This is a genomic window from Streptococcus raffinosi (assembly GCF_030284685.1).
Lineage (GTDB): Bacteria > Bacillota > Bacilli > Lactobacillales > Streptococcaceae > Streptococcus > Streptococcus raffinosi.
Map to the genome: position 1 here is coordinate 37,219 of NZ_JASUZV010000012.1, position 21,371 is coordinate 58,589.

22 protein-coding genes are annotated in these 21,371 nt (G+C 40.1%); 1 reads left to right on the top strand and 21 read right to left on the bottom strand.

Translation table 11 applies throughout. From position 1 onward, the window contains the following. Nucleotides 1-44 precede the first annotated feature (44 nt). The 7 genes from QRD39_RS08295 to QRD39_RS08325 form a co-directional block, all read right to left on the bottom strand. Nucleotides 45-3,155: a DNA polymerase III subunit alpha gene (locus QRD39_RS08295; RefSeq protein ID WP_285956203.1), complete on the bottom strand. Its 3,111-nt coding sequence runs from the start codon at nucleotides 3,153-3,155 to the stop codon at nucleotides 45-47. 186 nt (nucleotides 3,156-3,341) lie between these two features. Further along, the gene (gene leuD, locus QRD39_RS08300; protein ID WP_008534438.1) at nucleotides 3,342-3,932 is read right to left on the bottom strand and encodes a 3-isopropylmalate dehydratase small subunit; all 591 of its coding nucleotides are present in this window, start codon (nucleotides 3,930-3,932) and stop codon (nucleotides 3,342-3,344) included. A gap of 11 nt (nucleotides 3,933-3,943) precedes the next feature. Then, nucleotides 3,944-5,335: a 3-isopropylmalate dehydratase large subunit gene (leuC, locus tag QRD39_RS08305; protein ID WP_002888861.1), complete on the bottom strand. Its 1,392-nt coding sequence runs from the start codon at nucleotides 5,333-5,335 to the stop codon at nucleotides 3,944-3,946. Nucleotides 5,336-5,365: 30 nt separating this feature from the next. Then, nucleotides 5,366-5,647, bottom strand: coding sequence for a DUF1294 domain-containing protein (locus QRD39_RS08310; RefSeq protein WP_285956204.1), 282 nt, complete (start codon nucleotides 5,645-5,647; stop codon nucleotides 5,366-5,368). A gap of 4 nt (nucleotides 5,648-5,651) precedes the next feature. After that, a complete protein-coding gene (gene leuB, locus QRD39_RS08315; RefSeq protein WP_247918681.1) occupies nucleotides 5,652-6,689 on the bottom strand; it encodes a 3-isopropylmalate dehydrogenase in 1,038 nt (345 codons plus the stop codon). 12 nt (nucleotides 6,690-6,701) lie between these two features. Further along, nucleotides 6,702-8,264, bottom strand: a complete 1,563-nt coding sequence (locus tag QRD39_RS08320; RefSeq protein WP_285956205.1) for a 2-isopropylmalate synthase — start codon at nucleotides 8,262-8,264, stop codon at nucleotides 6,702-6,704. 347 nt (nucleotides 8,265-8,611) lie between these two features. Beyond that, nucleotides 8,612-9,304: a phosphoglycerate mutase gene (locus QRD39_RS08325; protein ID WP_004184061.1), complete on the bottom strand. Its 693-nt coding sequence runs from the start codon at nucleotides 9,302-9,304 to the stop codon at nucleotides 8,612-8,614. Nucleotides 9,305-9,559: 255 nt separating this feature from the next. On the opposite strand from QRD39_RS08325, the gene QRD39_RS08330 reads away from it, so the two are divergent. Then, complete coding sequence (locus QRD39_RS08330) at nucleotides 9,560-10,495, top strand: dihydroorotate oxidase (RefSeq protein ID WP_021145533.1); 936 nt, start codon at nucleotides 9,560-9,562, stop codon at nucleotides 10,493-10,495. 66 nt (nucleotides 10,496-10,561) lie between these two features. Here QRD39_RS08330 and QRD39_RS08335 read toward each other — a convergent pair whose 3' ends face one another. The 14 genes from QRD39_RS08335 to QRD39_RS08400 form a co-directional block, all read right to left on the bottom strand. Next, nucleotides 10,562-10,762 (bottom strand): hypothetical protein, encoded by a 201-nt coding sequence (locus tag QRD39_RS08335; RefSeq protein WP_008534427.1) that lies wholly within the window; start codon nucleotides 10,760-10,762, stop codon nucleotides 10,562-10,564. A gap of 58 nt (nucleotides 10,763-10,820) precedes the next feature. Beyond that, entirely contained in the window at nucleotides 10,821-11,096 is a 276-nt protein-coding gene (locus QRD39_RS08340; RefSeq protein WP_285956206.1) for an HU family DNA-binding protein, read from the bottom strand. A 136-nt stretch (nucleotides 11,097-11,232) separates the two neighbouring features. Beyond that, entirely contained in the window at nucleotides 11,233-11,802 is a 570-nt protein-coding gene (locus QRD39_RS08345) for a YpmS family protein (protein WP_285956207.1), read from the bottom strand. Further along, nucleotides 11,795-12,670: an SGNH/GDSL hydrolase family protein gene (locus QRD39_RS08350; protein WP_285956208.1), complete on the bottom strand. Its 876-nt coding sequence runs from the start codon at nucleotides 12,668-12,670 to the stop codon at nucleotides 11,795-11,797. The genes QRD39_RS08345 and QRD39_RS08350 overlap by 8 nt, the downstream gene beginning before the upstream one ends. Next, entirely contained in the window at nucleotides 12,663-13,499 is an 837-nt protein-coding gene (locus tag QRD39_RS08355; RefSeq protein WP_285956209.1) for a DegV family protein, read from the bottom strand. The genes QRD39_RS08350 and QRD39_RS08355 overlap by 8 nt, the downstream gene beginning before the upstream one ends. Before the next feature lie 69 nt (nucleotides 13,500-13,568). Then, nucleotides 13,569-15,239, bottom strand: a complete 1,671-nt coding sequence (gene recN, locus QRD39_RS08360; protein WP_285956210.1) for a DNA repair protein RecN — start codon at nucleotides 15,237-15,239, stop codon at nucleotides 13,569-13,571. Between the two features lie 8 nt (nucleotides 15,240-15,247). Continuing rightward, complete coding sequence (locus QRD39_RS08365; protein ID WP_021145537.1) at nucleotides 15,248-15,694, bottom strand: arginine repressor; 447 nt, start codon at nucleotides 15,692-15,694, stop codon at nucleotides 15,248-15,250. Next, on the bottom strand, nucleotides 15,681-16,508 hold the full coding sequence (locus QRD39_RS08370) for a TlyA family RNA methyltransferase (protein WP_285956211.1): 828 nt from the start codon (nucleotides 16,506-16,508) through the stop codon (nucleotides 15,681-15,683). The genes QRD39_RS08365 and QRD39_RS08370 overlap by 14 nt, the downstream gene beginning before the upstream one ends. Then, nucleotides 16,501-17,373, bottom strand: a complete 873-nt coding sequence (locus tag QRD39_RS08375) for a polyprenyl synthetase family protein (RefSeq protein ID WP_285956212.1) — start codon at nucleotides 17,371-17,373, stop codon at nucleotides 16,501-16,503. The genes QRD39_RS08370 and QRD39_RS08375 overlap by 8 nt, the downstream gene beginning before the upstream one ends. After that, nucleotides 17,370-17,588, bottom strand: a complete 219-nt coding sequence (locus QRD39_RS08380; RefSeq protein ID WP_285956213.1) for an exodeoxyribonuclease VII small subunit — start codon at nucleotides 17,586-17,588, stop codon at nucleotides 17,370-17,372. The genes QRD39_RS08375 and QRD39_RS08380 overlap by 4 nt, the downstream gene beginning before the upstream one ends. Continuing rightward, nucleotides 17,566-18,906 carry an exodeoxyribonuclease VII large subunit gene (gene xseA / locus QRD39_RS08385; protein WP_285956214.1) on the bottom strand — a complete coding sequence of 447 codons (1,341 nt, stop codon included), beginning with the start codon at nucleotides 18,904-18,906 and terminating at the stop codon, nucleotides 17,566-17,568. The genes QRD39_RS08380 and xseA overlap by 23 nt, the downstream gene beginning before the upstream one ends. Nucleotides 18,907-19,094: 188 nt before the next feature. Further along, nucleotides 19,095-19,856: a hypothetical protein gene (locus QRD39_RS08390; RefSeq protein WP_285956215.1), complete on the bottom strand. Its 762-nt coding sequence runs from the start codon at nucleotides 19,854-19,856 to the stop codon at nucleotides 19,095-19,097. A 126-nt stretch (nucleotides 19,857-19,982) separates the two neighbouring features. Then, entirely contained in the window at nucleotides 19,983-20,627 is a 645-nt protein-coding gene (nth, locus tag QRD39_RS08395) for an endonuclease III (protein ID WP_021145542.1), read from the bottom strand. Further along, nucleotides 20,627-21,325, bottom strand: coding sequence for a DnaD domain-containing protein (locus QRD39_RS08400; RefSeq protein ID WP_285956216.1), 699 nt, complete (start codon nucleotides 21,323-21,325; stop codon nucleotides 20,627-20,629). Before QRD39_RS08400 ends, nth begins: the two co-directional genes overlap by 1 nt. Between the last annotated feature and the right edge of the window lie 46 nt (nucleotides 21,326-21,371).

The window sequence follows — 21,371 nt, forward strand, 5'->3', positions numbered from 1 at the left end:
AACAATTCTAAATAGCTTGAAATTTGAAAAGTTTTACCAGTTTTTTATCTTATAACTGTTTTTAGAGTATATTGGGCCAATTCTTTTTGTAATTCTACCTCATCAGACACCCTAAAACGTTGACTGACTATTGTTTCCTTACTTTCCTGATAACGGATGATAACAGGAATGTTACCCGGATACTTGGCTAGAATTTTGGAAATCTCTAAGTCCTTTTCATGATTTTCAAGTAAAATCCAGAAACGTTCCGTACTAGCTTCTTCCATATTCGCCAAAACTAATTGGATTCTCCCATCACGCTCCTGAGTTCGTCCCTCAAGATAAAAGAGACCTCCTTCTTTTAACTTATCCTTATGATAAAAATAGGTTTCCGGAAAAAGCGTCACATCTAGCTTGTTTATACCATCAGAGACACTCAGAAAAGCCATCTGATCACCTTTTTTTGTTCTGATGATTCTAATTGATTCTAGTTGAACCAATACTGTGGCTTTACTATTTACTGTTAAATCTGAAATGGGCTGGTAAGGGTGCGTAGCCATTTTCTGAGCCAAATGTAAGGGATGAGGACTAAGACCAACACCCAGTAACTCCTGTTCCATATTATAACGGTCTATCTGACTATAATCGTCATAATCCACCCAGGAATAGGACGACTCTGCAAACAAGCTGCCTAACTCATTGACAAAAGTAAAGAGGTTACTTAAATTTCCAATGATTTTCTGACGATTCGTTTCAAAGATATCAAACAAGCCTATGTGGACTAAAGGTGTCAATACCTCTACTTTCTGATATTTCTTGGGAATACGTGTCAAAAAGTCTTCGATAGAGACGTATTTGCCATTTTCCTTTCGATCTTCAATAATCCAAAGAGCAAAATCTCTAGGAAAACCTTTAATGGTCTTTAGACCTAAAACAATTTTGCCATCTGAAATTTTGTCATGAAATGGAATTCTATTGATATCCAGTCTAGCCAAAGAAAAGCCATTTCCAATAGCATCCTTAATGTAATCACTAGACGAGTAATTCAGCATAACGTCATAGAAAACTTGAGGATAGTGGCTTTTGAAATAAGCCAATTGAAAAGCTAAAGCTGAATAAGCATAGGCATGACTCCTATTAAAACCATATCCGGCAAACTTAGCCATCATACTAAAAAGGCGCTCAGCAATCTGTGGGTTACGTCCTAATTGTTGACTGCCAGACATAAATGCCTCAGACATCTTAGACATTTCATTGGCATCTTTCTTAGACATGGCACGGCGAAGCAGATCCGCTTTTCCTAGTGTAAAGCCAGCGAACACCTGAGCAATCTGCATAACCTGCTCCTGATAGAGCATAATACCATAAGTTGGCTCAAGGATAGGAGCAACAACAGGATCAATCAGATCTACTTTCTCCTTTCCATATTTACGAGCGATGAAATTGTCTATATAATCACTGGCTCCTGGACGGTTAAGAGAGGTTGTGGCAACCACTTCTTCAAATTGAGAGGGTTTTATACGTTTTAAGAGGTTTATGGCACCCGCTTGCTCAAACTGAAAAATCCCCTTGGTCTTACCACTGGCAAAAAGGGCGAGCGTCTGCGAATCTTCTAAATCAATCGACTTGATATCAATGACGACTCCCTGCTCTTCTTCCAACTTTTCCTTCATTTTTTGAACAAAGGTCAAATTGCGAAGCCCCAGGAAGTCCATCTTAAGAAGACCATTGGCTTCTACGGCAGAGGCATCGTATTGGGTAACCATCATGTCTTCACCGGCTTTTAGAGGGATGTGTTCTGTCAAGTCATCATCACTCATTACAATACCAGCAGCATGGATGGAAGTCTGTCTAGGCTGTCCTTCAATTGCCTTAGCAATTTCAAAAGCCCTCTGGAATTCCGGTCTCTGATTAATCAATTGCCTAAATGACATATTTTTCTCATAGACAGAGGTTAGATTATCACGAAAAGAAATCTTTTTGCTGAGTTGGGACAGTTCAAATTCCTTAGCTCCAAAACGTTTAAAAACATCTCGAATTGCCTGCTTGGCTCCAAAGGTAGAAAAAGTGACAATCTGAGCAGAGTGCATACTGCCATAACGGTCTCTCACATAATGTAGGAACTCACTTCGATAGATATCAGGCAAGTCAATATCAATATCTGGCATGGTATACCGTTCTTCATTTAGGAAACGCTCAAATAGCAAGTCATTTTTAACAGGGTCAATACCTGTTATATCCAAAGCATAGGCAACTAGGCTACCAGCTGCGGACCCACGCCCCATTCCCATATAGTAACCACGACTACGTCCAAAACGAAGGAGATCCCAAACGATTAAGAAATAGTCATCAAAGCCCATCTGATGGATGACTGCTAATTCTTTGTCTAAACGTTCCTGATAAACTGAGGCCGTTAACTCTTTAGTTTCCAAGCCATCTTGGGCTAATTGACGTAATTGATCAACTGCCAGCATGTCACGATTAAAACGGGGAAGCTTCAGTTCTGTGTCAAATTGATAAGTGATGTCTGAAACCAGTTGGTCCAAATTGCTTAAAGCATCTGGAATATCACTAAATGCACTTTCCATTTCTTGAGGCGAGAAAAGAAGCTGATTCATAGGACAAATAGAGACCTCTGACAAGGAAACATTTTGTGAGATGGCATGCAACATCTGAATCGTCGAGCGATCTACATTATCAAAGTAACGTACTGTATGTAAAGGTAGGACAGGATAATCAAACTCTTTACCCGCATCTTCTGGTCTTACTCCAATAAAGACATCTGATTCAAACGCCATTCCTGGTTCCCACTCTTCACTGGGGAGGATAAGCGCAATCTCATTCAAATAGTTGGATAAAGCCGTAAACTCACGTTGTCCCGAGGAGAGCTCTGTTGCCAACTTCATCAAATTTTTATAGCCCTGATTATTTTTAGCTAAGAGACGAAATGCAATCATTCTTCCCTCGTAGACTAAATTTGCTTCCATACCAATCAAGGGACGTAATCCATTTTTAGTAGCCAGTTGCGCAAAATGATAGGCAGCATAGAGATTATCACGGTCCATCAAACCAAGGGCCTGGTATCCAAGCTCTTTGGCACGTTTGACATAGCTTGGTAAATCTACAACACTATCCATGAAACTATACACTGATTTTGTATCTAATTGGGCAAACATGAGAGCCTCCTTTCTATCCTTCTATTATAGCACACCGTACTTGTAAAAATGCAATCGCTTTGTCTTCTTTCCGAAAACAAAAAGATGGGACAGAACAAGTTTTAATACCCTTTGTTCTTATCCCATCCTTACATGACCATATAATCACTGATTTCAAGGTCATGCGTTATTAAAGCTAAAAAATCCTTATTGCCAGTAGGCTGGACGTTGCTTTTCGTAAGCAGAAATCAAATCTTCATATTGAAGAGTGATACCGATGTCATCAAGTCCTTCGACCAATTTACGTTTCCACTCATGGTCAATCTCGAATGGAAATTCTCCAGCTGAAGATTTAATCACTTGGTTTGGAAGGTCAATCGTGATTTCTTCACCTGCAGGAAGAGCTGCCAATTTTTGGCGAACTTCCAAAGGTTGAACGATTGGCAGCATACCATTTTTCAATTCGTTGTTGTAGTGAATATCTGAAAATGATCCTGCGATAACACAGCGGAAACCATAGTCTTCCAATGCCCATGCAGCGTGTTCACGAGATGATCCTGAACCAAAGTTATCACCCGTAACCAAGATAGTTGCATCACGGTACTCATCTTTATTGAAAACAAAATCAGGATTCTCATCATAGTTATCATTGAGGTAACGCCATTCAAACATCAAATTCTTACCGAAGCCTTTTTTATCAACGGCTTTCAAGAATTGTTTGGGAATGAGTTGGTCCGTATCGATGTTATCATTCATCAAAGGTACTGATTTCCCTGTATAGACGGTAAATTTTTCCATTATCTTCTCCCTTATGCTTGAACTTCTGGCATATCACGTACATCTACAAATTTACCAGCGATAGCCGCTGCGGCTGCCATTGCTGGACTACAAAGGTGAGTACGAGCTCCGTATCCTTGGCGTCCCTCGAAGTTACGGTTACTTGTAGAGGCGCAATGGACACCCTCAGGAACATGGTCTGGGTTCATACCAAGACACATTGAGCAACCTGGATCACGCCATTCAAATCCTGCATCCAAGAAAATTTTATCCAAGCCAAGACGCTCAGCTTCTTTCTTAACGGGACGTGAACCAGGAACAACAATAGCTGTCAATGTTGGGGCAATATGTTTTCCTTTAACAAACTTAGCCGCTAACTCAAGGTCGCTAAGACGTGCATTGGTACAAGAACCGATAAAGACATAACCCAAATCAATGTCTTTAGCATAGTCACCAGGTTTTACATCCATATACTCGTAAGCACGTTCATCATTGAAGTCATTGATTTCTGGGAATGGTTGGTCGAACTCAACACCCATTTCAGGGTTAGTTCCCCATGTCACCATAGGAGCCAACTCAGAAACATCAATTGTGATGACTTTGTCATATTCAGCATCAGGATCAGAAACCAAAGTTTTCCAATCAGCTACTGCTTCTTCGAATTTTTCACCCTGAGGTGCACATGGACGACCTTCAACATAATCATAAGTCTTTTGGTCAGGATTCATGAGACCCATTTTAGCACCAAATTCAATAGACATGTTACAAATAGTCATGCGTTCATCCATTGAAAGGGCATCAATAGCTTCTCCACAATATTCAACTGCGTATCCTACACCTGCATCTACACCATAGCGAGCAATAAGGGCAAGGATAAAGTCTTTTGAATAGACACCTGGCTGAGGTTTACCAACAAACTCAACCTTCATTTTCTTAGGTTTCACTTGCCACAAACATTGTGTCGCGAAAACGTGTTCCACCTCAGATGTCCCAATACCAAAGGCAATGGCACCAAAGGCACCGTGAGTAGCCGTATGACTATCCCCACAGACTACAAATTTACCAGGTTGACTGCGACCTGTTTCAGGACCAACCATGTGGACAATACCCTGACGAGCAGTACCGTGGGTAGCCGCATCAATACCAAATTCTTCAACGTTTTTCGCCAAAGTATCAATCTGGTTTTTAGAAATAAGGTCACGAATGTTGAAAATATCCACTGTAGGAACGTTGTGGTCAGTCGTACCGAAAGTTAAATCTGGACGACGCACTTTACGTCCAGCATCACGAAGTCCTTGAAAGGCTTGTGGACTTGTAACTTCGTGAATATAGTGTTGATCCACATACATCAATTGTGGTTCACCTTCGTTACCGGTAACAACGTGGCGTTCCCAAAGTTTATCGAAAATTGATTTTCCGCTCATAAAATACTCCAATTATTATCTAAGGATAAACTAATCCGAAAGTTTTGTTAGGATGAGATATAACATAACAAAATCATTTAGCAGGCCCAAAAGCCAACAAAGCTTAAAGTACCATTTCTTAATTTTATGTCTAAACACAGCCCCACCGAGAGAAGCACCAATACCACCCAAAATAAGGGTTTGAAATAATAATGTCTTCTCAGAAATTCGCCGCCTATGTCGAATAGCCTTGTGTTTGTCAAGCCCATAAGCACATAAAACAACGATATTCCATACCAACAAAACATAAAGTAACACTTGTTTTAGTGTCATGTTTTTAGAGATTGCTAATGATAGCTGCTGTCATTTCAGCAGTAGATGCCTGACCACCCAAATCACGTGTCAAGATACCTTGATTCAAGGTCTTATCAACAGCATTTTCAATCAATTCTGCCCCTTCAGTTTCATTGAAACTTTCACGAAGCATCATTGCTACTGACAAAATCATTGAAATCGGATTGGCAATACCTTGACCAGCAATGTCAGGTGCTGAACCATGAATTGGTTCATAAAGACTTGGACCATTTTCTGAATGACTGGCTGATGGCATAACACCAAGAGTACCTGGAAGGACACTTGATTCATCAGACAAGATATCACCAAAAAGGTTTTCTGTCACAACCACGTCGAAACGAGCTGGGTTGGTAATCATAATCATGGCAGCACTATCAACGAGTTGGTGTTCAAGGGTTACATCTGGAAATTCCAAAGAAACTTCATCGGCAACCTTACGCCACAATTTAGAAGTTGCCAAGACATTTTGTTTATCAATGCTAGTGACTTTCTTACCACGACCTTGGGCAATCTTGAAGGCACGACGCATGATGCGACGAATCTCATCGGCTGAGTAATCATTGATATCACGAGCCTTATCTTCTTCTAAAATATGTTCACCAAAGTAAATACCACCTGTAAGCTCACGTACAACGACAAAGTCAACACCTTCAATACGTTCAGGTTTAAGAGGTGACAAGTGTTTCAAAGCATCAAAGATACGAACAGGTCGGATATTAGCAAAGAGATTCAATTCCTTACGAATGGCCAAAAGCCCTTGTTCGGGACGAACTGGCGCATTGTCATATTTAGGTCCACCAATTGCAGCCAAGAGGATAGCATCTGCTGATTTAGCAGCATCCAAGGTTGATTTAGGAAGTGGATGACCTTCAGCATCAATACCAGCACCACCAAAAGGTTTAGCATCAATATCGTAATCAAATCCGATTTTTGAAGCTACTTTATCCAGAACTTCAAGGCCTGCTGCCATGATTTCAGGTCCAATACCATCACCAGAAAGCGTTACAATTTTTTTTGTCATGTTTAACTCCTCTTAGGCTTGTGGAAGGTCACGGTAAGAAACTTTGCGTGCCATTTCACCAGAATTTTCTTTTTGAACAAGCGTATTTGCATTGATGTAGGCAATTGCTGAAGCTTTCAAAACATCAAAGTCCAAACCAGAAGCATTAAAGATAGTATCTGTATCCACATTTTCAACTGTTACTAGCACACGAGCTTGAGCGTCAATACCATCAGTTACAGCATCGATATTATAAGAAGTCAAACGAACTGTTTGATTGAAGAATTTATCAATAGCATTGAATATAGCTTCAACTGATCCTTGACCGTTTGCCAAGAATTCCACAGACTCACCATCTTCATTAACTAGACTAACTGCTGATGTGATTGTTTCATCAGCATTAGTTGTCAAACGGAGATCTTGGAAGTGGAAGCCTTCTGGATTCTCAACGTTAGTTCCAGCCACAAGTGCACGAATATCAGCATCAGTAATGTCATGTTTTTTATCGGCCAAGACTTTGAATTTCTTAAAGAGTGGTTTGATGTCTTCTTCAACAAAATCAAGCTCAAGTTCTTTCAATTTTTCAATAAAGGCATGACGACCCGACAACTTACCAAGTGGAAGAGAGCTCTTCTTAACTCCCACAAGCTCTGGTGTAATGATTTCGTATGTAAGAGGATTTTTAAGGAAACCATCTTGGTGAATACCTGATTCATGAGAGAAGGCATTACCACCAACAACGGCTTTATTTTTAGGAATCGCAATTCCAGAATAACGAGACACAAGTTCAGCTGTGTTAACTGTTTCATTAAGTACAATATCACTTGTTGCTTGATAGTAGTCTTCACGGATATTAAGTGCTACAGCTACTTCTTCAAGCGCCGCATTCCCTGCACGTTCACCGATACCATTCACAGTTCCTTCAACACGACCAGCACCATTTTTAATAGCTGCAAGTGTGTTAGCTACAGCCATACCAAGGTCATTGTGGCAGTGAGGACTAAAGATGATTTCACGGTCTGATTTAACATTTTCAATGAGGTATTTGAAAATATGACCGAACTCTTCAGGAGTTGTAAAACCAACTGTATCAGGAATGTTAATGTAAGTTGCGCCTGCATCAACTGCTGTTTGAACAACTTCCAAGAGATAATCGAGTTCTGTACGAGTAGCATCCTCAGGTGAAAACTCAACCACATCAAAACGTTCACGCGCATAAGTCACATGTTCTTTGATGATCTCAAGAATTTCTTCTTTTGATTTCTTCAATTTGTATTCACGGTGAATAGGACTCGTTGCGATAAAGACATGACATTGAGGGAATTTAGCATCCTTGATAGCTTCGTAACAAGCATCAATGTCAGATTTTACAGAACGTGCCAAGCCAGAAACCGCAGTTGTCGTCATGGCAGCTGAAATTTGTTTCACTGCCTCAAATGAATCTGGACTAGCTGCTGGGAAACCAGCTTCAATTGAAGAAATCCCCCACTTCTCAAGTTGTTTAGCAATGGCAACCTTTTCTTTGATTGAAAAGTTAACACCCGGTGTTTGTTCACCATCACGAAGGCTCGTATCAAGAAATTCTACTTTACGCATAGACAATCCTCTTTCTAAAAATAAAAACGATAGTAGTAAAAAAACATCTCACTCGGAAACCCAAGCGAGATGTTTTTAACTCCCGCTTGGTAAGCCAAACAGGACTAATGCTTTTGCACTAGCCCTCATCACGCAATAGCAAAGTAGTTGTAGTTGCGAATGTCATTTGACTCATTTCCTTTCGATGTATCTTACCTAATATGATACATCTTCCGAACTTGAAAGTCAAGGAAAAATTACTGAATTGACTGACTTTTCTGACCGTTTCTTTCAATTTTTTTCAGGAAAAGAAAAAAGCTGACCGAAGCCAACTTTTCTATTTGTTAGTAATAACTACTTAACTCAGCTTATTTTCCGAGGTAGTATTCTTTAACAACGTTCAATTTTTCGTCAAATTCGAATACCAATGGTGGGAAGTTTGGAATTTCAACATCCATGATTTCGTCATCTGACAATTGTTTGATGTGTTTTACAAGGGCACGAATTGAGTTACCGTGAGCACCTACGAATACGTTTTTACCATCTTTAAGAGCTGGAGCAATCTTATCTTCCCAGAATGGAAGAGCACGTTCCAAAGTAACTTTCAAGTTTTCAGCATCTGGAATTACTGAATCGTCAAGTGAAGCGTAACGACGGTCTTTGTGTGCTGAGTGTTCATCATCACGGTCCATGTTTGGAGGCAATACATCGTATGAACGACGCCAGATGTGAACTTGTTCGTCACCGAATTGTGCAGCAGCGTCTGCTTTATTTTTACCAGTCAATCCACCGTAGTGACGTTCGTTCAAGCGCCATGATTTTTCAACTGGAACCCAAAGTTGGTCAGATGCTTCAAGCGCAAGGTTTGTTGTTTTGATCGCACGTTTCAATACTGAAGTATAAGCTTGGTCAAATTCAATACCAGCTTCTTTGATCAGTTTACCAGCGTCGATAGCTTGTTGAGTACCTTTTTCAGAAAGATCTACGTCAGCCCAACCTGTGAAAAGGTTAGCTTTGTTCCATTCAGACTCACCGTGGCGAGCGAAAACCAATTTTACCATTAGTAATGTCTCCTTTATATTTTGGGTTATACCCATTTACTCCTTCTATTCTACCCAAAAAACCTTAAAAAAGCCAGTAAAATCCAAAAAATTCTGTAAAAGTCTACAGCTTCTTGCCTGGGGTATTAAAAATGCCTAGGTGAATTCACTTTTAAGATTATTGCCCATCTATTCTTTCCTTGTTTTAGGCCCCTTTTCATGCTAAAATGAGATAAAATAGTAACATTTTGCTTTGTGATCTTTAAGGAGGATCTTATGGTTTCTACTGCTACAAAAATTGGCCAGTTTTCGTTTGATAACTGCCTCATGAATGCTGCTGGTGTTCATTGCATGACTAAGGAAGAATTGGCAGAGGTTGAAGCTTCGGCCGCAGGTTCATTTGTTACAAAAACAGGAACGCTTGAAGCTCGCCCTGGTAATCCTGAACCTCGATATGTTAATGTTCCTCTTGGCTCTATCAACTCTATGGGTTTGCCTAATAACGGTTTTGAATACTACCTTGACTATGTCATTGAATTACAAAAGCAACCCAATACAAAAAATCATTTTCTTTCATTAGTTGGCTTGTCACCTGAGGAAACACACACTATTCTAAAAAAAGTTCAAGAAAGTGACTATGAAGGGCTAGTTGAACTCAACCTTTCATGTCCTAACGTTCCAGGTAAACCTCAAATCGCCTACGATTTTGAAACAACAACCGAGATCCTAACTGAAGTCTTTTCTTACTTTACGAAACCACTTGGTGTCAAATTACCACCTTACTTTGATATTGTGCACTTTGATCAAGCAGCTGCTGTCTTCAACCAATTCCCACTTGTTTTTGTCAACTGTGTCAACTCAATTGGTAATGGACTTTATATTGAAGACGAATCTGTTGTCATCAAACCGAAAAATGGTTTTGGCGGTATCGGTGGAGACTATATCAAGCCGACTGCCTTGGCAAACGTTCATGCTTTCTACCAACGTCTAAAACCTGAAATCCAAATCATCGGTACTGGTGGTGTCAAATCTGGGCGTGATGCTTTTGAACATATCCTTTGTGGAGCAAGTATGGTCCAAATTGGTACTGCACTTCAAAAAGAAGGTGTGGCTGTCTTTGACCGAATTACTAAAGAACTGAAAGAAATCATGGAAGAAAAGGGCTATGAAAGCCTTGAAGACTTCCGTGGAAAACTTCACTATATTGATTAATTCACTAAAAAAGAGCTTGGAAAAATCTCCAAGCTCTTTTTGTATACTTTGATGAGGATTCTCTTGTTAGACAAGACCATCATCGTCATGTTCATCCCAGTCTTCAAAAGGGTCTTTGCCCTCTTTTTCAGCTTGAAGACGTTTTTGACGTGCTTCTTCAATCTGTTCTTCACTAGGCTTAATCAGCTTACTTATAGCAACAATACCTGATAGTTTTATAACTGTGAAAACCAGAAGAAAAATCATTACCACGGTTAAGGTTGTCATAGTTTCCCTCTATCATTTCATGTAAAGCAAAACCCCTAAAAGCTTAGGGGTTTTAACATTATTTAACTGCATCTTTAAGAGCTTTACCAGCTTTAAATGCAGGAACTTTAGAAGCTGCGATTGAGATAGCTTCACCAGTTTGTGGGTTACGACCTTGACGAGCAGCACGTTCGCGTACTTCAAAGTTACCGAAACCAATCAATTGTACTTTTTCACCTGTAGCAAGGAATTCTTCGATAGAAGCAAAAACTGCGTCTACTGCTGCTGCTGAATCTTTTTTAGTAAGTTCTGTTGCTTCCGCAACTTTAGCGATCAAATCTTGTTTGTTAGCCATTGTAACAATCCTCCAATATATTTCTAAGCGTAAAGTTTTTCTAGCGCTTGGACAAGTATTATCTTATCCTAAAAGACCTATCAGGTCAAGCAATAAACGCTAATTTCATTGCTTTTTTGCAAAAAGTAAAGGCTTTTTAATTTATTGTCTTGTAGATGTCAAATTCGATACGGTCATTGACCAAATCAAGACTCTTTGCACGTGCCGTTATTCCTTTTTCGTTTTTCATTGATTGAATATTTAGAGTAACCTTTTCCTTCTTGTTATCAATGGAAATATAATCAGGTAACTTTGTCGAACGCTTAATCATCTTAAGAGCATCTGAAACAGGGAGGCTTAAAGAGCCAGCTGAAAGATCAGAAACTTTTAAAACGATTGCACCTGATTCACTGACAACCGGGGTGAAATAAACATAGAGGGGGACAGCATACCCTAAAACCTTATAACTACTCTCAAAAACAATTTTAGAATTAGTGACATTAACCTTGAAATGCATTTTATCAGTGGAATAATCTTGAGCAAAACCGGTTAGAGCTGCATCAAGTTCTTCTTTTGTCATGCTGTAACGTCCAATTTTGGTAGCACCCTTAGGTAAAGACACTGAACTTGTTTCTACTGGGGTCATGACTCTATATGTCACAACACTTACTAGCGCTAAGTTCAAGGCTAGTAGCCCTAAAAATAGCCATTTCCATACCCTACTCACCTGACCACTCCTTCTTTGTTTGCGTAATACGTTTCAAAATAGCATCTGACATAATTTGATAACCTGTGTTGTTGGGATGAAAATGATCATCCTCAAAAAGGGCATCATTAAGGTTCTTTGATGTTGATTTGGAAGACTGGGATGTTTCATCCGAACTAGTCACTCCACCCTTACCATCAATTCCCTTATAAAGTAAATCATTGACTGGAACAAAATAAACATTTTGATATTCCTTGGAAACTTCTTCTGTAGCTTTGTTCCAATTATCAACAATCGTTTGCATCTCTGTCATATCTGGAAAGTTCAGATAGTAGGGATTGTAAATACCAACGATATAAATTGGCAATGTTTTATTGTCCTTACGAGCCAGCTCAACAATTTGTCGCAGCCTCTTTTGATAAGCCACAGCAGGTTTGTTGAAGGTATCAACACTAAGATTAGTGATATTATCCTTAACAACATGCATGACATCGTTACCGCCAACAGTTAAAGTCATTAGTTTGGCTTTTTTAAGGTCCCTCTGAATGTCTGCTTTTTCCTTCATCCGTTTGAGAATTTGGTTACTGGTATTTCCCGCAATGCCATAATTATTTGAGGTCACCTGCCAGTTAAAATCTGCCCCCATTGCCTGAGACAAAATAGGAACAAAGCCGCCTTGATTCGTGGTATCCCCTACACCTTGAGTAAGGGAGTCCCCGATAGCAACATAGGTGACCGTATCCTTTTTTTCAAACTTCAGTTTTCCGACAGTTTTTAATGACTGATGATTACTTGGCACGATGAAGACAAAGAGCACGACGAAGACGAAAAAAAGCAAGAAGAAGCCCAGAAGGCTTCTAAGTAATACAGATTCTTTCAACTTATTCATAGCGAACCATTACGGCAAAGGCGCCTTCACCAGTGTGTGTTTGAATGATTGACCCTGTTTCAAGAATTGAAATTGGAGCACCCAATACCTCAAGTTTCGAAGCAAGTTCATGCGCCAAATCCGGTTTTCCTGCATAAGAAATACCAATCTCTGCTACTTTGCGATCTTTGATATTGTCAATGTAAGCATCCAACCATTTTGTAAAGGTCTTAGCCCCACGACCTTTAACAATAGTATTCAACTGATAATCTTTCAACTCCATAATGACACGGATGTTGAGTAATGATGATAAGAGTCCTGTAACACGTCCAATACGACCACCTTTGACTAGATTTTCAAGGGTAGAGACGCCGATATGAAGCTCAGATTTGCTTTTTACTTCTTCAACACGTGCTACAATTTCTTCCAAACTAGCACCTGTTTGAGCTAATTTAGCCGCTTCGACCACTTGAAACTTAAGGCATTGATCTGTAAAACCTGAGTCCATAACAGTCACATCGGCACCTGAAAGACTAGCACCTTGACGTGAGGCTTCACAAGTCCCAGAAAGGGTATGCATGATGTGAATGGCCACGATATGTTCAGCACCTTCATTGACAAGTTTTTCATAAGTTTCAGCAAACAGACCTACTGGCGGCTGACTTGTCTTTGGCAACTCTTTACTATGTTTCATCATTTCCAAGAAGCGACCTTCTTCCCGAAGATCACTATCTGAATAGATGACACCGTCCACCATAACTGACAATGGCACAACAGTGATTTGATACTTTTTAACCAATTCTGGTTCAATCGTGATTGATGAATCAGTTACAATTCTAATTTTACTCATAATTTTCTCGCTTAACAAAAATTTATATTCTATTATAGCACGACTAGAGAGATTTGCCCAACTGTTTATCTAAACTGGCTCATCTACTTTTAGCAAAGCTCTTGCTTGACTCAAGGCAGCATCGGTCACATTGTCACCTGCAAGCATCTTAGCGATTTCCTCAACCCTTTCGTCAGGAGTCAAGAGACGGACACGCGATACCGTCGTCTCATTATCACTTTCCTTAGAAATAAAGAACTGATAATCAGCAATAGCGATAACTTGCGGAAGGTGACTGATGGCTAAGACCTGACCGTGGCTTCCAATTTTATGAATCTTCTGAGCAATGGCTTGAGCAACACGGCCTGAAACACCAGTATCCACTTCATCAAAGACGATACTTGTTTTGTCTTCTTTTCGGGCAAAAGCTGATTTAATAGCTAACATAAGTCGAGACAATTCTCCTCCTGACGCAACCTTAACAAGCGGTTTAAAGCCTTCGCCAGGATTAGTCGAAATGTAAAACTCAACTTGTTCATTGCCATCACGGTTAAATTTTCCCTTCGTAAAGGTTACTTTAAAATCTGCCTTATCCATATAGAGGTCACATAGCTCAGCCTTAATCTCTGCTTCAAGAGCCGTTGCAATCTGATGACGTGCCGCCTGTAAGGTCTCTGCAGATGCAAGCAAGTCTTTTTCCAGTTGCTTAAGCTCTTGTTCCATGGCATCTGATGAGCTGGAATTTCCAGTCAGAAGGTTGTATTCTTTAGTCGAATTGTCCAGGTAATCCAAGACATCATCGACAGTTCCACCATATTTACGGGTAATAGCATTAATGGTATCTAAACGGTGTTCAATCTCCTGCAAACGACCTGCATCAAAGTCTAGATTATCTAAAAGATCACCCAACTGTTTGGTTGCATCCTCAAGAACGTAATAGGCCTCTGATAGATTACCAAAGAGTTCTTTGTAATCAGAGTCATACTCTTCAAGGGATTGAAGGTCGTTCATGGCAGAGCGGACATTGGATAGACTAGAAAAATCTTCATTATCCAACATGACATAGGCATTTGTTAGTGTATCAGCTATCTGCTTATGATTCAGTAGTTTATCTCGCTCCTTCATCAAAGCAAAATCTTCTCCTGATTTTAAGGAAGCTGCCTCAATTTCTGCTATCTGAAAAGCCAGCATTTCAATACGAGCTTTATGTTCTTGCTCATTTTTCTGTTTTTCAAGAACATCTTTTCTTAACTCACGGTAGCGGTCAAAATATTCTTGATACTTTTTCTTCGTTTGGAAAAATGCCTTATCTCCAAAAGCATCCAACATGCTAATGTGAAGAGCAGGTCTCATAAGTTCTTCCTGATCATGCTGACCGTGAATATCGACCAAAAAATGTCCCACCGCCTTAAGAATGGTTAGATTCACCATCTGGCCATTAATACGACTAACACTTCGACCATTTTGGAAGACTTCACGGCGGATAATCAATTCATCCTCAACAGGAATCCCATTATCTTCCAAAAGACTGACTAAAGCAGGATTTTGTTCAATTGAAAAGAATCCTTGAATTTCTGCCTTGGGAGCTGAATGACGTACCACTTCACTAGAGGCCCGTGCCCCTAGCATTAGATTCATAGCATCGATAATAATAGATTTCCCAGCTCCCGTTTCACCAGTAAGGACAGTCATTCCATTTTCAAAGTTAAGAGAAATTTCTTCAATAATTGCGAAATTCTTTATCGTAATTTCGAGAAGCATAAATCCTCCTATTCTTCAACCCACTTGACAATCTGTCCCTGTAATTCAATAGCTGCTAATTCTGACTGAGCCACTAAAAAGAGTGTGTCATCGTCAGCAATTAAACTAAAAATCAAGTGCTTGTATTCGTCCAAAAGAATCTTTTTGATGAGACGACTAGTTCCAGGTTGAACCTGAATATTCATGAAAGCTTGTTGACGGTCAATACGGATTAAGCGCTTAGATCCAACTGGAGATACACCTAAACGTCTAGGGGCATTTGAAAGCCCATAGATATAGGAACCATCTTCAGAAGGGACTTTTGTGATTCCAATTTCATTAATATCACGTGATACGGTGGCTTGAGTAGCTTTTAAGCCCTCGTTTTGGAGTAATTTAACCAATTCTCCCTGAGTCGTAATTTTATTTTCTTGGACAATCTTTCGGATTAGCTCCAAACGATCATTCTTCTTCATTTTTCTTAAACTCCTTATGTGCTTGTGCTACAACTTCCTTGATAGCGGATATAACCTCATTCTTAGGCGAAGTTGTTTTCTCTAAGTGGGCCAGAAACTCAATATTACCATGGCCACCTTGAATAGGGGAAAAATCCAACCCTTTAACCGAAAAGCCATAATCAACTGCAAAAGCAATGACTGTTTCTAGCACCTTCTCATGAACACTGCTCTCACGGACAATGCCATTTTTCCCAATTTGTTCACGACCTGCCTCAAATTGCGGTTTGACCAGGGCAACAACTTGTCCACCATCAACCAATACCTTAGCCAAAGCAGGTAGAATCAGATTAAGAGAGATAAAGCTGACATCAATAGATGCAAATGATGGCAAGCCTTCAGTAAAATCGGTAGGTTCAGCATAACGAAAATTGTACTGTTCCATGGAACGAACACGTTCGTCCTGACGCAGTTTCCAAACCAGCTGGTTAGTACCGACATCAACAGCATAAACCAGTTTAGCCCCATTTTGAAGCATAACATCAGTAAAACCACCTGTCGAAGCACCAATATCAATCGTAGTCATGCCTTCAACCGAGAGATTGAAAACCTTCAAGCCTTTTTCAAGTTTAAGACCTCCACGACTGACATACTTAAGTTTTTCCCCTTTAAGCTTCAACTCTGTCGCATCATCAATTTTTTCACCAGGTTTGTCATAACGCTCACCATTGATAACATTCACAACCAAACCAGCCATCACGCCACGTTTAGCTTGTTCTCGTGTGTCAAAAAGGCCTTGTTTATAGGCCAAGACATCTACTCTTTCCTTAGGCATGGAGTCGTAACCTTTCTATGATTTCTATAACGCTGTCCTTTTTAAAACCTTGACTCTCAGCCAAATTTTGGAAGATAGCCTCAGCTTTGTTAAGAGATTCCTCGAGAATGTCATATGATTTATCCAAACCAAGTAGAGCAGGGTAGGTTGATTTTCCAGCCACCACATCTTTTCCAGGTGTTTTTCCAAGTTCTTCGAAATCAGCAGTCACATCCAAGATGTCATCACGCACTTGAAAGGCTAGACCAATCAGCTGACCGGCTTCCTGAAGATTGTCCAAAACCTCTAGTCCTTGTTGAGCAACAATACCTGCTGCCACAAAAGGAAAGGTTAAGAGCTTACCTGTCTTATGTTCATGAATCTGAGCCAGTTGTGATAAATCAAGTTCTTGACCTTCACCCTTCATATCCAGCATCTGACCACCTACCATACCAAAGGTTCCCGAAGCATGAGAGAGAGCTTGAATCAATTCAACACGAATTTCTGCTGATAGCTCCGTTTGTGCCAGAAGGTCAAAGGGATCTAGGAAAAGCGAATCACCAGCCAAGATTGCTGTTGCTTCGTCAAATTTTTTATGGTTTGTCAAACGTCCTCGACGGTAATCATCATTATCCATCGCTGGCAAATCATCATGAATTAGACTTCCTGTATGAATCATCTCAAGACTCGCTGCTACATCAAAATGACTATCCGTTAATTCTAAACCAAATCCTTCAAGCAAATCCAAGAAAATGAGAGGACGAATACGCTTACCGCCACCATCAACTGAATAAAGAATAGCTGTAATCAGTTCATGTGATACTGGAAGATTTTTCTGTTGATAGTAATCACGGATAGCAGCATCAATTTTTTCACGCTTGGTCATTTGGCATCCATTTCCGTTTCTGTACCGTCTGCTTGCATAACCTTAACCAATGTCTTTTCGGCATCTTCTAAGGTCTTTTGCAAATCTTTAGATAGGGCCATACCCTTTTGGAACTCCAAAATAGCATCTTCAAGAGCAACATCGCCTGTCTCAAGCTTAGTAACGATGGCTTCTAGGTCCTGTAAATTTTCCTCAAATGTTTTTTTCGTTGACATTTTTTACCTCTACTTCTAGTTCCCCATCCCTCATTTGGATAGTTAATTGATCACCTTCAGTAATATCCTTAATAGTGGTTAGGGGCCTATCGTCTTTATTGACAATAGCATAGCCCCTGGCAACAATACGGCTAGTATCCAGTGATAACAAGGCATCTTGCGCCTTCTCTAGTCTCACACGATAGCCGTTAAGAGTGTTCTTGGTTGTAGTAACTAACAAACGCTGTAAGGACTCCCGACGGTCCTGATAATTCTCTACACTAGTCAAGAGATTCAAACCTTGCAATCTCTGACTTAAAAGAGCTACTTCCTTTTGTTTGCGTTCAAAGTCCTGCTTTATCAAGGTTTCAAGTCGGGTTGTCAATTGGTCAAGCTTTTGCAAATAGCCGTCATAAAGGCGCTCAGGCTGCCTAAAGACAATAGACTGTGACAATTTGGCTAAACGCTCTTGGTTATACTGTATACGTCTCAAACAAGCTTGATAAGCCCTGTTTTGTCTTTCCCGAATCCAAACCAAGGTATCCGCCTTAGATACTGGCGTTGCAAGCTCTGCCGCTGCTGTAGGGGTAGCTGCCCTACGATCTGCTACAAAGTCAGCCAAAGTCGTATCGGTTTCATGACCAACACTAGAAATCACAGGCAAACGACTCTCAAAAATCGATTGCACCACAATTTCTTCGTTAAAGGCCCAAAGATCTTCGATAGAGCCTCCACCACGACCGACGATTAAAAGATCCAAATCATCCCTTTGATTGGCTCTTTGGATATTTTCAGCAATTTCTTGTGCAGCTCCTTCTCCTTGAACCTTGGTAGGAAAGAGTAAAATCTCTACTCCGGGAAAACGACGACTAACTGTTGTAATGATGTCTCGAATAACCGCACCACTAGGACTCGTGACAACCCCAATCTTTTTGACAAAATTAGGAAGAGCCTGTTTATGACGCTCGTCAAAATAACCTTGAGCAGTTAGTTTCTTACGAAGCTGCTCAAATTGGAGAGCCAAGGCACCCACACCATCTGGCTCAGCTTTCTCGATAATAATCGAATAGGAACCACTAGGCTCATAGATTTGCACCCGACCAACAACATTGATTTTCATCCCTTCTTCGAGGTCAAAACCAAGTTTTTTGAAGACTCCTGCCCAAATTGTTGCTTGGATCACAGCTCCCTCATCCTTAAGAGAAAAATACTGATGACTAGGCCGACGACGAAAATTGGAAACCTGACCTGTCAAATATACCCTCTCTAAATAAGGATCACGGTCAAATTTCATTTTCAAATATTTGGTTAAAGAGGTGACCGATAAATAGTCTGACACGACAACTCTCCTTTTTAAAACTGATTAGTAAAAAATCCGAGGAGACTAAAAAAGTTCCGTCCAACTGATAATCTCAAATCTCCATAATCAACTTTTTAATTGTATACACGATTACCTTAAATTATACCAAAAAAGACTGTCAAAAGACAGTCTCAGACACCCTAGTCAGGCGTTTTATAACGGTTTAATTAGCTTGTTGAATATTTTTTGGAAACGACGTCCCAAGATCCACTTGAACCATCAAGACCACCATAGGCTTCTAACTGACCTTTTTTGTCAACTCGGAAAAGAAGGACATTATTACCATAACTATCAGAGAGTTGGGCATAGACTAGATTATCGTCATCGTCAGTCCATGAATAAACATTCCAACCCAGATTTTTATAACTTTCGCCTGTTGAGCCTTGTTCCTTGGCATAGGTAGAAACTACCCAGTCTTCTAACTGCTGATCAGACAATGATGACGTATCAACATTAGAGGACTGATTATCTGAAGATGCTGCAGCTGCTTCCTTACTTTTGGCTAACTGGCCATTTTTCCAAGGATTGGTTACGTTTTCGTTTTGGTTATTACTATACCACATTAGAGTGACAACAGGAATCACAACAGCAGCTACTGCCACAACGCCAATCACCCATCTAATCACTTTAGGGTCTCTTAGCCTATCAAAACTCGAAACCTTCCTACTTCTAGCAGGTTCATTCTTACGACGTCTAAATTCGCTCACAGCTTTTTCCTCTTTTTCTTGAAAGTAGTCCCTTTTTTTCTTTTCCTCTTGTTCCAAGAGTTTTTGCACTTCCTTACGGCCCTGCGGATCACTCGTTTGAGCCAAAGAAATTTGCAACTGAAAGATACGATTATCCAAAGCCTGCTCATATTCTTTGGCTGCTTCTCTATCACCATTATCTGCTAAGGCTCTGAGATACTCTTCATTACTGAATTCAGCCATACTATACCGCTCCTGCTTCTAAATCGTTTCTTCTATTTTCTTAAAGCCTGAGACTTTTGTCAAGTTACTAGTTTGTAACAAAATCTTACAGCTATAAAAAAGTTGAAGAAACTCACATTCTCCAACTTATTTCTTAATCATTTCCTTATAATACTTACAATAGCTTTGAAGGGGGCAGGACTGACATTTAGGATTCTTAGCTAAACAATGATAACGTCCAAAGAAAATCATGCGATGATGACTAATAATCCAGTCTCTTTTGGGAATTTTCTTCATCAACTCTGCTTCTATTTCCTCTACAGTTGCATCTTCTGCAACAATATTTAGGCGTTTCGAAACACGTGAGACATGTGTGTCAACAGCAATGGACGGAATCCCATAAACTTCGGCTAAAACAACATTAGCTGTTTTCCTTCCCACACCAGGTAAACTCTCTAATTCTTTGTGTGTTTTGGGAACTTGCCCATCAAAATTCATTAGAATAGCTCTTGCCGTTTTAATGATATTCTTAGCTTTATTCTTGTAGAGGCCGATGGTCCGTAAGCACATTTCAACGTCATCAAGATTGGCTGATGCTAAATCTTCAATTTCTGGATAACGCGCCCACAGACCGGGAGTAATCTTGTTAACAGCTTTATCTGTTGTTTGGGCTGATAAAATAACCGCAACAAGGAGTTGAAAAGGAGTTTCCCACTCCAACTCTCCATGAGCATTGGGAAACATCTCTCCCATCAAGGCTAGAGCTTCATTAACACGCTTTCTTCCCAACATTATTGACCACCCCATAATTGACGGGCTGCATCCATTCCTGTTTTGAAGTCTTCCGAAACCTGATGAGCCTGTTTCTTTCCTTGATGCTCCAGACGACGCTGTTCAACTTGAAGTTTAGTAGTGATGCCACTCAATTTCCAGTTGCGAAGAACGCCTTTAACGTAATTCCAATTTGTTTTTTGGTTAAAGACAGCTTCTCTCAAAGCCTCACGAATAAGTTCAGGATCAGTATGTTCTTCTTGAATTTCCTTGTTTAAATCTTCAATAACCATAGGATTCAAGATTCCCAAAGCCTGTTCCAACTCATCCGTCAGTTGTTTGATGAGTTGTGTATTGGTTGGTTGACCAACGACAGGGCCTGACACTGTCTTTTCCTTACTCACTAGCTTATCTAAAATAGCTAAAGCAGGTGAAGCATCAACAACCATCTCAATTTCATTATTAACCTTAATTGTTGTGGCATCAAGGAGTCCAGCCTCGGTCAATGTCGTAATGCTCTTATTGACCTCAGTTGGTGTCTTACCAGTTGCCTGCGCAATCTGACTAGAAGCCACTTCTCCAATCTGAGTTGTCGTTTGCAGATAGAGAAATTGCCAGACTAAAAAGTCATCCGCCGACGGAAAAATATCCTTAAAATGGAAAAACAAGGCGTTTGGAAGGACCAGATTTCCTGATCGATACTGTTCAAAAAAACTCATAATAACCTTTCAGAGTTGCTAGACTGACGCCAAAAGTCTAAGTAAT

Excerpts from the sequence above, each read along its gene's own strand:
- QRD39_RS08320 (WP_285956205.1), bottom strand. The coding sequence starts at position 8,264 with ATGCGTAAAGTAGAATTTCTTGATACGAGCCTTCGTGATGGTGAACAA.
- leuD (WP_008534438.1), bottom strand. The coding sequence starts at position 3,932 with ATGGAAAAATTTACCGTCTATACAGGGAAATCAGTACCTTTGATGAAT.
- QRD39_RS08400 (WP_285956216.1), bottom strand. The coding sequence starts at position 21,325 with ATGAGTTTTTTTGAACAGTATCGATCAGGAAATCTGGTCCTTCCAAAC.
- QRD39_RS08330 (WP_021145533.1), top strand. The coding sequence starts at position 9,560 with ATGGTTTCTACTGCTACAAAAATTGGCCAGTTTTCGTTTGATAACTGC.
- QRD39_RS08365 (WP_021145537.1), bottom strand. The coding sequence starts at position 15,694 with ATGAAGAAGAATGATCGTTTGGAGCTAATCCGAAAGATTGTCCAAGAA.
- QRD39_RS08295 (WP_285956203.1), bottom strand. The coding sequence starts at position 3,155 with ATGTTTGCCCAATTAGATACAAAATCAGTGTATAGTTTCATGGATAGT.
- QRD39_RS08370 (WP_285956211.1), bottom strand. The coding sequence starts at position 16,508 with ATGCCTAAGGAAAGAGTAGATGTCTTGGCCTATAAACAAGGCCTTTTT.
- QRD39_RS08390 (WP_285956215.1), bottom strand. The coding sequence starts at position 19,856 with ATGGCTGAATTCAGTAATGAAGAGTATCTCAGAGCCTTAGCAGATAAT.
- leuB (WP_247918681.1), bottom strand. The coding sequence starts at position 6,689 with ATGACAAAAAAAATTGTAACGCTTTCTGGTGATGGTATTGGACCTGAA.
- leuC (WP_002888861.1), bottom strand. The coding sequence starts at position 5,335 with ATGAGCGGAAAATCAATTTTCGATAAACTTTGGGAACGCCACGTTGTT.
- QRD39_RS08380 (WP_285956213.1), bottom strand. The coding sequence starts at position 17,588 with ATGTCAACGAAAAAAACATTTGAGGAAAATTTACAGGACCTAGAAGCC.
- QRD39_RS08350 (WP_285956208.1), bottom strand. The coding sequence starts at position 12,670 with ATGAATAAGTTGAAAGAATCTGTATTACTTAGAAGCCTTCTGGGCTTC.
- QRD39_RS08310 (WP_285956204.1), bottom strand. The coding sequence starts at position 5,647 with ATGACACTAAAACAAGTGTTACTTTATGTTTTGTTGGTATGGAATATC.
- nth (WP_021145542.1), bottom strand. The coding sequence starts at position 20,627 with ATGTTGGGAAGAAAGCGTGTTAATGAAGCTCTAGCCTTGATGGGAGAG.
- QRD39_RS08340 (WP_285956206.1), bottom strand. The coding sequence starts at position 11,096 with ATGGCTAACAAACAAGATTTGATCGCTAAAGTTGCGGAAGCAACAGAA.
- recN (WP_285956210.1), bottom strand. The coding sequence starts at position 15,239 with ATGCTTCTCGAAATTACGATAAAGAATTTCGCAATTATTGAAGAAATT.
- QRD39_RS08335 (WP_008534427.1), bottom strand. The coding sequence starts at position 10,762 with ATGACAACCTTAACCGTGGTAATGATTTTTCTTCTGGTTTTCACAGTT.
- QRD39_RS08375 (WP_285956212.1), bottom strand. The coding sequence starts at position 17,373 with ATGACCAAGCGTGAAAAAATTGATGCTGCTATCCGTGATTACTATCAA.
- QRD39_RS08325 (WP_004184061.1), bottom strand. The coding sequence starts at position 9,304 with ATGGTAAAATTGGTTTTCGCTCGCCACGGTGAGTCTGAATGGAACAAA.
- QRD39_RS08355 (WP_285956209.1), bottom strand. The coding sequence starts at position 13,499 with ATGAGTAAAATTAGAATTGTAACTGATTCATCAATCACGATTGAACCA.